The sequence below is a fragment of the Mycobacterium sp. NPDC003323 genome (assembly GCF_053589535.1).
This window is the reverse complement of the sequence record NZ_JBSFSB010000001.1, coordinates 887,459-899,402: the sequence shown is the minus strand read 5'-3', so window position 1 is coordinate 899,402 and position 11,944 is coordinate 887,459. Positions and strand designations below refer to the sequence as shown.

The window sequence follows — 11,944 nt, the reverse complement described above, 5'->3', positions numbered from 1 at the left end:
ATCCCAGCGCAATACCTACGACCCGATGCCGATCGGGCTCTTCAGCCAGGGCCAGTCGATACCGACCCAGCCGGCCACCAGTCCCACGGCGCCGAACAGCCACAACGTGACCACCACCACCGCCGCGGTGAAGGCCGCGCTGAGCGCCTTGACGACGATGTGCTGGCGGCCGAACCACGCCATCACCTTGTCGTAGCGCTCCCGCACCCAGTGCAGTGCGACCTGCGCAGCCCGGAACTCGGTGGCCAGGATGCCCAGGCCGAGGAAGACGATGGCCCAACCCGGGCCCGGATACGGGATGGTGATGATGCCGACGATGAGCACGACCGTGCCGATGACGCCGACCACGCTCCGGTACACGAGATTGGCCATCGGCCGTTCGCGCAGCTTGTCACGCCAGCGGGCCCAGGCGCGCTTGTCGCTCATGCGGTTCCCTCGCAGGCTCGGGTCCCGCATGCCGTCTGTCGATTCGCTCCGCAAGCGTCGCTCATGGCTGCCCCGGCTTGAGCCGGACGAACAGGGCGTCGGCCTCGGTCAGCACGTCGGGCCCGTCCGTCAATCGTCCGCTGACGAAGATCTTGCGGCCCTCGATCCGGTCGATACCGGCGTCCACCTGGAGTTCCCTGCCGATCGGCACGATTCTGCGGTAGTCGATGCCCAGGTGCGCCGTGCGCTGGTACATGCTCTTCGTCAGCTTCGCGGTGGTGTAGCCGAGCAACGAGTCGAACAGCAGACCCAGCACACCGCCGTGCACCGCGCCGTTGCGGCCGAGGTGGTAGCGCCGGAACTGCACGGTGCCGCTGACCCGGTCATCGGTGACGCGCAGATCCATCGGTACCGACATGATGTTGCCGCGGTTGGGCAGATCCATCCGCCGTCCCGACGGTGAATGCCACTCGTCGGCCTCATACGGTGCCAGCAGCGCCGCGACCTTCTCGACCAGATCGGCGGCCTCGCTGATCACCTCGTCGGGTGCGTCGGCGGCGCGGGCGTGGTCCTGCAGCGTCCGGACGGCCTCGATGAACCGTCCGTAATCGGGTCCGCCCCTATGGGTGGGCTCGGGCGGGTTGAATCCGCCGCCGGGATGCGCGCTGCCGGTCGTCACGCCGCCAACGTTATTGCACCGCCGCGTCGAGCAATGTCTCAGCCGCGGAGCGCGCGTACTCGGCCCGTGCGGGATCGTCGAACACCATGGCCCGGCCGGCGACACCGTCGGCCAGGATGGCGAGCTGTTCGGCGAGCGAGCCGGGGTCACGCACACCCAGTTCCTGCAGTAGCGCGGCCAGCCGCGCGGTGAACTCCTGTTTGCGGTCTCGGGTGTAGACGTGTGCCGGGCTCGCCGGGTCCGGGAACTCTGTGGCGGCCGCGGTGAACGGGCAGCCACGGATCGGGCCGTCCGGTCGGTCGATGTGGAACAGGGCAAGAATCCGCTCGCGCACGGGGATGTCCTGTCGCTCGAGGACGCTTTCGGTGGTGAGCCCGGCCTCGGACAGGTGCTTCAGATAGGCGAGCACCAGATCCTCTTTGACCGGAAAGTGCGCGTACAGGGTCCTTTTGGAGACCGGCGCCGCCGCGGCGATCTGCTCCATCGTCGTCGCATTGATCCCGCCGGCCTCGAACAGACGGGTCGCGGCCGCCAGGATCCGCTCGCGACCTCCTCGCGATGTCCCCACCCATTGAACTATACGGCAACGTTTACTTTGGCGCCGGGATTCGGTTAACATCGCACTCAAGTAAACGAGAACGTGTACACAAGGGAGTGTTGATGTCCGCAACGGATTCGCTGACGCAGTCCATCGACCATCTGGTCCGCAGCCGTCGGGCGACCCGCGCATTCCTGGCCGACGAGGTTCCCACCGACACCATCGAAGCGGTCTTCGAGCTGGCCAACCAGGCTCCGTCGAATTCCAATACCCAGCCGTGGCATGTCGAGGTGGTCAGCGGCCCGGCGCGGCAACGGCTGGCCGACGCGATCGTGGCCGCGGGAAAGGCCGGCCAGATCTCACTGGACTTCCCCTACAGCGAAGACATGTATCGGGACGTGCTGCGCGACCGGCGCAAGCAGTTCGGCGCGCATCTCTACCAGACCCTCGGCATCGACCGTGACGACGCCGCGTTGCTGGATGTCTACAACAAGAAGAGCTTGCGCTTCTACGGCGCACCCCATGTCGCCATGATCTTCGCCCCGAGCACCGCCGAGGCGCGCATCGCCGCCGATGTCGGGATCTATCTGCAGACCCTGCTGCTGGCCATGACCGCGCACGGAATCGCTTCGTGCCCACAGGGGTTGCTGTCCTTCTACGCCGACACGGTGCGCAACGAACTCGGTGTCGAGCCGGACCGCCGACTCCTGGTGGGCGTCGCCTTCGGCTACGCCGATGATGCTGCGCCGGTCAACGGTCTGCGGGTACCGCGCGCGAGTCTGGCCGAGACGACGCGGTTTCACCGCTGACGCGATGAGCGCACTGCCATAGTGGAGTTGTGGACCTGACCTATCCGGAAGTCGGTGCGACCAAGGGGCCGCTGCCCGACGGCTACCAGCACGTCCACGTGGGCGCAGTGATCGGGCACGGCCGGGCCCGGTTCGAGGAGGCCGCCGACGCGGTCATGCACTGGGGTATGCAGCGCGGCGCGGGGGTGCTGGTGCGCGCCGATGCCGAGGCCGCAGACGTGGGCGCCGAGGTGACGGTCGGATTCTGGCCACTGCGGGCGCCGTGCCGGGTGGTGTACGTGCTCGACGACATCGACCGGCGCGGATTCGCCTACGGCACGCTGCCCGGGCACCCCGAGTCCGGTGAGGAACTGTTCGCCGTGCGCTATGACCCGGCCGACGGGTCGGTGCACGCCGAGGTGACTGCGTTCGCCCGGCATGCGACGTGGTGGAGCAAGCTGGGCGGGCCGGTGACCCGACTGGCGCAGCGGGTGATCACCCGCCGCTATCTGACGGCGGTCTAGTTGCCCAACAACTTGGCGACGTTGTTCTTGAGTTCGTCGGTGCCGAACGTCAGCTCCTCGGCGGTGGTGGCGTAGTCCAGGGTGATCTGCACCTGACGTTCCAACTGCATGTTCAGGATGCGCTTGGTGGATTCCACGGCCTTCTGCGGCAGTTCCAGGATCTTCTTGGCCGCCGCCAGCGCCTCGGCGAGCGGGTCGGCGACGACATGGTTGGCCAGACCCAATTCGACGGCCTTCTGCGCCGGGATGCGGGCACCGGTCAGCGCATACTCCTTGGCCTGCAGGATGCTCATCTGCATGGGCCACACCAGCGGTCCACCGTCGGCGGCGACCAGACCGACCTGCACGTGCGGGTCCGACAGGAACGCCCGCTCCCCCATGTAGACGATGTCGCTCAACGCGACGACGCTGCAGCCCAATCCGACCGCGGGACCGTTGACGGCCGCGATCACCGGGATGCGGCAGCGCGCCATGCCCATCACGATCTCGCGGCCGTCGGCGATGGTCTTGGCACGCAGATCGGGGTCCTGGCTGATCTGCTGGATGTAGTTGAAGTCACCGCCGGCCGAAAAGGCCTTGCCCGCGCCGGTGATGACCGCGGCCCGGGCCGTGCGGTCCTGGCTGAGCCGGCCCCAGATCCGGGCCAGGCCGACATGCAGGTCGTCGTTGACGGCGTTGAGTTCGTCGGGCCGGTTCAGGGTGATGATGCGCAGCGGGCCGTCGGCCTCGACCTGGATCTCGTTGGGCATGTCGTACATGTCACACCGCCATTCTGAGGATTCGTCCCGCGATGATGTTCTTCTGGATCTGAGAGGTGCCGCCCATGACGCTCTGCGAGCGGCTGTACAGGTAGGTGCTGAAGAGGTCGGGATCGCTGGTGCCGGTCTGGGCCAGCACGGCGTGGCCGACCGACTGCTCCACCCAGGTCATCAGCAGTTTGTCGATGGAACCCTCGGGGCCGTGCGAGATTCCGTCGAGTTGTTCGGAGAGCCGGCGGCGCACATGCTGGCGCAGCACCTGCACTTGCACAGTGGCCCAGGCCAATTCGTCGCCGGGTTCGCCCGTGCGCGCCAACTGGTTGACGGTCTTCTCATAGCGGGCGGCGTACCCCAGTGTGGACGGTTCGCGTTCGTGGCCGACGACGGTCATCGCCAGCGCCCAGCCGTCGCCGGGATTGCCGACCATCTGACTGGCCGGCACCCGCGCGCCGTCGAAGAGCACCTGGCCGAACTCGTTGCTGACGCCGTTGATCATTTTCAACGGTCGCTGCTCGATCCCGGGCTGATGCATGTTCACCAGAAATGCTGAAATGCCCTTGTGCCGTGGCACATCTTTCTCGGTGCGGGCCAGCAGCAGGCACCAGTCGGCGACGTCGGAATAGCTCGTCCAGATCTTGTGCCCGTTGATGACGTACTCGTCGCCCTCGAGAGTGGCGGTGGTGGTCAGCGAGGCCAGATCCGATCCGGCGCCGGGTTCGGAGAAGCCCTGGCACCAGCGCTGCGTGCCGTCGATCATGCCGGGCAGGAAACGCTGTTGGATCTCCTCGCTGCCGTGGCGACCCAGGCCGGTGACCAGATAACCCAGGCTCGGTCGCGGCGGGGCTCCGGCGCGCGCCAACTCCTCGTCGACGATCACGTCGTAGACCGCGGGCAGTTCGAGGCCGCCGAACTTCTTCGGCCAGGTCGCCCCGAAAAATCCTGCCGCATGCAGGGATTGGTGCCACTCGCCCTGCCGGGCCCAGTACTCCTCGGTCGTCTTGGGGAAGTTGGGCGCCTGTTCGGTCAGCCAGGTGCGCAGCCGTTCCCGGAAGGCGAGTTCGGCCTCGGAGTCACGAAAGTCCAACGGAGATCTCCTTCAACGACACCGGCCACAGACCGGTGGACACCAGCACCCGGCGCAGGTAGACGTGCGCCGCGCATTCCCAGGTGTTGCCGATACCGCCGTGCACCTGGATGGACGTCTCGCAGATGGTGTGCGCCGATTTCGCGCAGTACACCTTGGCCACCCGCGCCGCCTCCAGCGCGACACCGGATGCCTCCTCGTCGACGGCCCAGGCCGCGTAACGCAGGATGCTGACCGAGCCCTCGATGAGCACCAGGCTCTCGGCCAACATGTGCGCGATCGCCTGATAGGAGCCGATGGCCTTGCCGTACTGCTCGCGGACCTTGGCGTAGTCGGTCGCCAGGTCGAAGGCGCCGCGCGCGGCGCCGAGGATGTCGGCGGCGGTGACCACCAACGCCAGCGCGTGGGCGCGTTGCGTCTTGTCGTCGTCGAGCACACCGGCCGGAGTGCGTTCGCCGGCCGCCGCCTGCCAGCGGGTCAGGTCCACACCTGGTGTCGCGGCGCCGAGGGCGACCGTGCCGACGGCCGCACCGTCGAGCACCACACCCGTCGGGATCCCGCGGGCGTCCGGCGCATGGTCCCCGAAGACGATGGTCGCACCGGTCTGCCCCAGATCATCGGCCAGCACCGGGCCGAGGAACGGCACATCGACCAGTCCGCGACCGAATTCCTCGGCCACGATGGCGACTTCGACACCGGAGGCGCCGTCGGAACGCAGCGAACGCCAGCCGGTGGCGTCCACCGTCTTCTCCAGCCGGGCGACGCGCCGGTCGTCCCCGAGCTCCCCGACCGCGCCCGGCCCGAGGTCGTCGGCGAGCTTGGCCGCGGCATCCCGAAGTTGCTGCTGCTCGCTGGTCAGCCGAACATCCATGAGAGGAGCCTATCCTTTCTGGAGAATCCGATTCTCATCTGGCCAGAACTTTACTACCAGAAGGGTGTTTGTCACAGCCCGCCGGCCAACCTCCATGCCCGCTGCGCCAGGCCGCGATAGCGGTCGCGGAACAGATCGGTGCCGGCGCGCGCGTCCGAGGCGTTGCCGTCGAGTCCGCGCCGCCACACGCCCGCCACGATCGAGGCGAGCCGGAACATCGAGAACACGACGAAGATCGGCAGGTCATCGGGCACGTCGCGACCCGCCTCCCGGCAGTACGCCGCAACGAACTCGGATTCGTCGGGGATACCGGTGCCGGTGAGATCCTCGCCCTCGACCCCCATCAACGGGTCGGTGTCACCGGGCAGGTGATAGGTCATCGCGGCGTATCCGAGATCGGCCATGGGATGGCCGATGGTGGCCAGTTCCCAGTCGAGCACCGCGACGATGCGTGGTTCGGTCGGATGCAACAAGACGTTGCCCAACCGGTAGTCACCGTGGGCGATACAGGCCTCGTCGGCGGTGGGCAGATGTTGGGGCAGCCAGGTGGCGAGGCTGTCCATCTCGGCACACTCCTCGACCTTGACGGTCTCCCAGGTCCGCGTCCACAACGCCACCTGCCGGGCCAGATAGCCGTCGGGACGGCCGAAGTCCGACAGCCCGGCGGTCCGCCAGTCCACCCGGTGCAACCGCGCCAGCACCCGCGCCAGATCGGCATAGACCGCGGCGCGGTCGTCCGGCGTCGCGTCGCGCAACACCCGGTCCGGGAAGATCCGGCCCGGCACATGCTCCATCACGAAGAACGGTGTGCCCAGCACCGAATCGTCGTCACACATCACCCGCATCCGCGGTACCGGGACGTCACTGTCGGCCAGCGCCGACATCACCCGGTGCTCGCGGCCGACATCGTGGGCCTTGGGCAACAGCGCACCCGGCGGCTTCTTACGCAACACGAATTCGCCTGCCGGGCTGTGTAAATGGAAGGTGGGATTGCTCTGGCCGCCCTGGAACTGGCGGATCTGCAGCGGACCGTCGATACCGTGGCCGGCCAGATATCGGCGCAGCGCCTCCTCATCGAATCGATGCTGGGGCAGGACCTCGACGAGTTCGGGAACACCGGACATCCCGGCAGCGTCTCACATCCGTTAACCCGGCCGACGCTCATTGAGCGCGCGCCGTGCACGCGGTGCTGCGAGACTTTGATCATGACCGACCTCGTCGCGCCGCCTTCCGCCTACGAACCCAGCCGCACCGGACTCTCGGCGGACGCCCTACGACGGGCCATCAACGATCACATCCGGTATTCGATCGGCCGCCCGGCCGCCGCGCTGCGCCCGGAGCATTACTACCGGGCTCTGGCTCTCGCGGTGCGCGATCGCATGCAGGACAACCGGGTGGCCTCCACCCAGACGTCGCTGGACCTCGGCAGCAAGGTGACCTGCTACCTGTCCGCCGAGTTCTTGATGGGTCCGCAACTGGGCGCCAACCTGCTCAACCTCGGTATCGAGGAGGCGGCCCGCACCGCGCTCAACGACATGGGACAGGACCTGGAAGAGATCCTGGCCTGCGAGGAGGAGCCCGGCCTGGGTAACGGCGGGCTGGGCCGCCTCGCCGCGTGTTATCTGGATTCACTGGCCACCCTGGAGCGCCCGGCCATCGGCTACGGCATCCGCTACGAGTTCGGCATCTTCGATCAGGAGATCCACGACGGCTGGCAGGTCGAAAAGACCGACAACTGGCTGATCAACGGAAACCCCTGGGAGATAGCCAAACCCGATGTGCACTACCCGGTGTTGTGGGGTGGTCACACCGAGCGCTATGCCGACGACGCCGGTGTGGCACGGGTGCGCTGGATCCCGCAGCGCATCATCCAGGGCGTGGCCTATGACACCCCCATCCAGGGCTACGGCGTCAAGACCTGCAATGTGCTGACGCTGTGGAGCGCGCGGGCCGTGCAGTCCTTCGCGCTGGAGGCCTTCAACACCGGCGACTACTACAAGGCCGTCGAGGAGGAGGTGACCTCGGAGACCGTCACCAAGGTGCTCTACCCCAACGACGAGCCCGAGGCCGGCAAGCGACTGCGACTGCTGCAGCAGTTCTTCTTCGTATCGTGCTCGCTGCAGCATGTGCTGCACATCATGGACGACTTGGCCGAGGCGTCGGTGCATGATCTGCCGAAGAAGTTCGCCCTGCAACTCAACGACACTCACCCCTCCATCGGCGTCGCCGAACTGTTGCGCCTGCTGGTCGACGAGCGTCGCCTGGACTGGAACACGGCCTGGTCCATCACGGTCGCCACTTTCGGTTACACCAACCACACCCTGCTGCCCGAGGCGCTGGAGAAGTGGCCGCTGGGCATCTTCGCCGAGAGCCTGCCGCGTCACCTGGAGATCATCTACGAGATCAACAGCCGGTTCCTCGACGAGGTGCGCGCCAAGTTCCCCGGTGACGAGGCACGCGTGCGCCGGATGTCGCTGATCGGTGAGAACGGTGCCAAGTCCGTGCGGATGGCCCATCTGGCCACTGTCGGCAGCCACGCCATCAACGGTGTCGCCGCGTTGCATTCGGAGTTGCTCAAGGACAGCGTGCTCAAGGACTTCTATGAGCTGTGGCCGGAGCGCTTCTCCAACAAGACCAATGGTGTCACACCGCGGCGCTTCGTCGCCCTGTCCAACCCGGGCCTGCGCCAGTTGCTGGACCGCACCGTGGGTGACGGATGGCTGACCCACCTGGACCGGATGCGCGGTCTGGAGGCCTTCATCGACGATGACGGCTTCCGTGCCGAGTGGCGGGATGTCAAGCGGGCCAACAAGTCCCGGCTGGCCGAGTTCGTCCATGCCGAGACCGGTGTCGAGCTGGACCCGACCTGGATGTTCGACATCCAGGTCAAGCGCATCCACGAGTACAAGCGCCAGCACCTCAACGTGCTCAACATCGTGACCCAGTACCTGCGGATCAAGAACAATCCCGGTATCGACATGGCGCCGCGCGCCTACATCTTCGGCGGCAAGGCCGCGCCCGGCTACTTCCTGGCCAAGCGCATCATCAAGCTCATCACCGCCGTCGGTGACATGGTCAACTTCGACCCTGAGGTCAACCGCTTCATGAAGGTGGTGTTCCTGCCGAATTTCAACGTGCAGAACGCCCATCTGATCTACCCGGCCGCCAACCTGTCCGAGCAGATCTCGACGGCCGGCAAGGAGGCATCCGGCACCGGGAACATGAAGTTCATGATGAACGGCGCGCTGACCATCGGAACGCTCGACGGTGCGAACGTCGAGATCCGCGAGGAGGCCGGCCCGGAGAACTTCTTCCTCTTCGGGCTCACGGTCGACGAGGTACAGGCACTCAAGCACGCGGGCTATCAGCCCTCCTCCCGCGTCGCCGCCAACCCGGAGTTGCGGGCCGTGCTCGACCTGATCGCCGGCGGCCACTTCTCACATGGTGACACCGAGGTGTTCCGGCCGCTCGTGGACAACCTGATCCACGACGACCCGTTCCTGGTGCTCGCCGATTACGCCTCTTATGTCGAGTGCCAGGACCGCGTCAGCGCGGCCTGGCAGGACCGCGACGCCTGGTCGCGGATGTCGATCCTCAACGCCGCCCGCAGCGGCAAGTTCAGCTCCGACCGGGCCATCGCCGAATACTGTGACGACATCTGGGGTGTGCACGCGGTTCCGGTCACCAACGAGAAATGACGACCGTGTTTAACCTCCTCCGAAAGTGGTAGGCCGATAGGTATGACGTCCACTGTGCTGTCCGATGATGAGGTCACCCAACTCGACGCCTACTGGCGAGCTGCCAACTATCTGTCCGTCGGGCAGATCTATCTGTTGGACAACCCGCTGCTGCGTGAGCCGCTGACCGCCGAGCATGTCAAGCCACGGCTGTTGGGACACTGGGGCACCACACCGGGGTTGAACCTGTTGTACACGCACCTGAACCGGGTCATCCGCCAACGCGACACCGACGTCATCTACATCACCGGGCCCGGGCACGGCGGTCCCGGTCTGGTGGCCAACGCGTACCTGGAGGGCACCTACTCCGAGGTGTACTCCGGCATCGGCGAGGATATCGACGGCTTGCGAAAGCTGTTTCGCCAGTTCTCATTTCCGGGTGGTATTCCCAGCCATGTCGCTGCCGAGACACCTGGCTCCATCCATGAGGGCGGCGAGCTGGGCTATGCGTTGGTGCACGCTTTCGGCGCGGCGTTCGACAACCCCGACCTGGTGGTGGCCGCCGTCGTCGGCGACGGCGAGGCCGAGACCGGACCACTGGCCGCGAGTTGGCATTCCAACAAATTCCTCGACCCGGTGCGCGACGGCGCGGTGCTGCCAATCCTCCATCTGAACGGGTACAAGATCGCGAACCCGACAGTGCTGGCCCGCATCCCGGCCGAGGAACTCGACGCGTTGATGCGCGGCTACGGTTATGTGCCGATCACCGTCGCCGGTGACGACCCGGCGCAGGTGCACCGACTGCTGGCGGAAGCCCTCGACGATGCATTCGACCAGATCGGCGCGATCCAGCGCGCCGCCCGCGAGGACGGGCAGACCGGTCGGCCGCTGTGGCCGATGATCATCCTGCGCACCCCCAAGGGCTGGACCGGACCTCGCGAGGTGGACGGCAAGAAGGTCGAGGGCACGTGGCGCTCGCATCAGGTGCCGCTGTCGGAAACACGCACCAACGCCGAGCATCTGGAGGCGCTGCGCGAGTGGCTGCACAGCTACCGGCCCGAGGAGTTGTTCGACTCCTCCGGTGCGCTGCGGGCCGACCTGCGCGCCCTGGCACCGGCGGGCAGTCGCCGGATGAGTGCCAATCCGCACGCCAATGGTGGGGCGCTGCTGCGCGATCTGAAGTTGCCGTCCATCGTCGACCACGCCGTCGACGTTCCCACCCCGGCCTCGGCGACCGGTGAGGCGACCCGGGTGCTGGGGACCTACCTGCGTGATGTCATCGCGCAGAACCCGGACAACTTCCGCCTGATGGGTCCGGACGAGACGGCCTCCAACCGACTGGCGGCGGTGTTCGACAAGACCGACAAGGTCTGGCAGGCAGAGCAATCCCCCGATGACGAGCACCTCGCGCCGGACGGCCGTGTGATGGAGGTGCTCTCCGAGCACATGTGCCAGGGCTGGCTGGAGGGCTATCTGCTGACCGGGCGGCACGGCTTCTTCAGCTGTTACGAAGCCTTCGTGCACATCGTCGACAGCATGGCCAACCAGCACGCCAAATGGTTGTACAGCAGCAACACCCTCGACTGGCGACGGCCCATCGCCTCGTTGAACTACCTTCTGACATCGCATGTGTGGCGCCAAGACCACAACGGTGCCTCACACCAGGACCCCGGCTTCATCGACCACATCGCCAACAAGCGACCCGAAGTGGTACGGGTGTACCTGCCGCCGGATGCCAACACGCTGCTGTCGGTGGCCGATCACTGCCTGCGCAGCCGCCAGTACATCAACGTCATCGTGGCCGGTAAACAACCGGGCCTGAACTACCTGACCATGGACGAGGCCGTCGCACACTGCACCCGCGGGGCCGGCATCTGGGAGTGGGCCGGGAACACCACCGGCGAACCCGATGTGGTGCTGGCCTGTGCCGGTGATGTCCCCACGCTGGAAACGCTTGCCGCAGCCGACATCCTGCGCCGCCGGCTGCCCGACCTGTTGGTCAGGGTGGTCAACGTGGTCGACATCATGCGGTTACAGCCGGAGAGCGAGCATCCGCACGGCATGTCCGACTACGAGTTCGACGCGCTGTTCACCACGGACAAGCCGATCATCTTCGCCTACCACGGATATCCCTGGCTGATCCATCGGCTGGCCTACCGGCATGCCAATCACGCCCAACTGCATGTGCGCGGTTTCAAGGAGCGCGGGACCACCACCACGCCGTTCGACATGGTGATGCTCAACGACCTGGATCGGTTCCATCTCGTGCTCGACGTGATCGACCGGGTGGACGGCTTGGGCAGCAAGGCCGCCGGGCTGCGTCAGGAGATGGTCGACGCCCGGCTGGCCGCGCGGCTGTACACCCGCGAGCACGGCGAAGACGACCCCGCCATCTCCGGGTGGACGTGGGAGCGACTCGACTGACGTTTCCCATTGCGACATTCGGGTAACCGATACCGCATGCGGACACCGGCGAAGAACAATTCCGCGCGCGGTGATGCAATGCGCACCTGGGTACTTGTGCCGATCATCACATCCGTGCTGCTCACCATCCTGGCCATCGCACTGCTGCTCGCCTACCGCTAACGCCGTCGGCGCT

At 66.4% G+C, this 11,944-nt stretch carries 12 protein-coding genes; 5 read left to right on the top strand and 7 right to left on the bottom strand.

The genetic code is table 11. The annotated features are described in order from the left end of the window. Nucleotides 1-15: 15 nt before the first annotated feature. The 3 genes from ACWDUN_RS04170 to ACWDUN_RS04160 form a co-directional block, all read right to left on the bottom strand. Nucleotides 16-426 carry a TIGR02611 family protein gene (locus ACWDUN_RS04170; protein WP_449924933.1) on the bottom strand — a complete coding sequence of 137 codons (411 nt, stop codon included), beginning with the start codon at nt 424-426 and terminating at the stop codon, nt 16-18. A 61-nt stretch (nt 427-487) separates the two neighbouring features. Further along, the gene (locus tag ACWDUN_RS04165) at nt 488-1,105 is read right to left on the bottom strand and encodes a PaaI family thioesterase (protein WP_449924930.1); all 618 of its coding nucleotides are present in this window, start codon (nt 1,103-1,105) and stop codon (nt 488-490) included. A 10-nt stretch (nt 1,106-1,115) separates the two neighbouring features. After that, a complete protein-coding gene (locus ACWDUN_RS04160; protein ID WP_449924927.1) occupies nt 1,116-1,673 on the bottom strand; it encodes a TetR/AcrR family transcriptional regulator in 558 nt (185 codons plus the stop codon). A gap of 92 nt (nt 1,674-1,765) precedes the next feature. Between ACWDUN_RS04160 and ACWDUN_RS04155 the strand changes: the two genes are divergently transcribed. After that, nucleotides 1,766-2,452, top strand: coding sequence for a nitroreductase (locus ACWDUN_RS04155; protein ID WP_449924924.1), 687 nt, complete (start codon nt 1,766-1,768; stop codon nt 2,450-2,452). Nucleotides 2,453-2,481: 29 nt separating this feature from the next. Next, complete coding sequence (locus ACWDUN_RS04150; protein ID WP_449924922.1) at nt 2,482-2,955, top strand: DUF1990 domain-containing protein; 474 nt, start codon at nt 2,482-2,484, stop codon at nt 2,953-2,955. On the opposite strand, the gene ACWDUN_RS04145 is transcribed toward ACWDUN_RS04150, so the two are convergent. The 4 genes from ACWDUN_RS04145 to ACWDUN_RS04130 form a co-directional block, all read right to left on the bottom strand. Continuing rightward, nucleotides 2,952-3,713: an enoyl-CoA hydratase/isomerase family protein gene (locus tag ACWDUN_RS04145; RefSeq protein ID WP_449924919.1), complete on the bottom strand. Its 762-nt coding sequence runs from the start codon at nt 3,711-3,713 to the stop codon at nt 2,952-2,954. The genes ACWDUN_RS04150 and ACWDUN_RS04145 overlap by 4 nt on opposite strands. 1 nt (nt 3,714) lies before the next feature. Beyond that, nucleotides 3,715-4,797: an acyl-CoA dehydrogenase family protein gene (locus ACWDUN_RS04140; protein ID WP_449924917.1), complete on the bottom strand. Its 1,083-nt coding sequence runs from the start codon at nt 4,795-4,797 to the stop codon at nt 3,715-3,717. Next, a complete protein-coding gene (locus ACWDUN_RS04135) occupies nt 4,784-5,668 on the bottom strand; it encodes an acyl-CoA dehydrogenase family protein (protein ID WP_449924915.1) in 885 nt (294 codons plus the stop codon). The genes ACWDUN_RS04140 and ACWDUN_RS04135 overlap by 14 nt, the downstream gene beginning before the upstream one ends. Nucleotides 5,669-5,739: 71 nt before the next feature. Next, entirely contained in the window at nt 5,740-6,792 is a 1,053-nt protein-coding gene (locus ACWDUN_RS04130) for a phosphotransferase family protein (RefSeq protein WP_449924913.1), read from the bottom strand. Nucleotides 6,793-6,873: 81 nt separating this feature from the next. On the opposite strand from ACWDUN_RS04130, the gene ACWDUN_RS04125 reads away from it, so the two are divergent. Genes ACWDUN_RS04125 through ACWDUN_RS04115 form a run of 3 tightly spaced genes read left to right on the top strand, consistent with a single transcriptional unit; the run spans nt 6,874 to nt 11,931 of the window. Further along, nucleotides 6,874-9,366, top strand: coding sequence for a glycogen/starch/alpha-glucan phosphorylase (locus ACWDUN_RS04125; protein WP_449924910.1), 2,493 nt, complete (start codon nt 6,874-6,876; stop codon nt 9,364-9,366). A gap of 42 nt (nt 9,367-9,408) precedes the next feature. Further along, nucleotides 9,409-11,769, top strand: coding sequence for a phosphoketolase family protein (locus ACWDUN_RS04120; RefSeq protein WP_449924907.1), 2,361 nt, complete (start codon nt 9,409-9,411; stop codon nt 11,767-11,769). 36 nt (nt 11,770-11,805) lie between these two features. Beyond that, a complete protein-coding gene (locus ACWDUN_RS04115; protein ID WP_449924904.1) occupies nt 11,806-11,931 on the top strand; it encodes a hypothetical protein in 126 nt (41 codons plus the stop codon). The last annotated feature ends 13 nt before the right edge of the window (nt 11,932-11,944 follow it).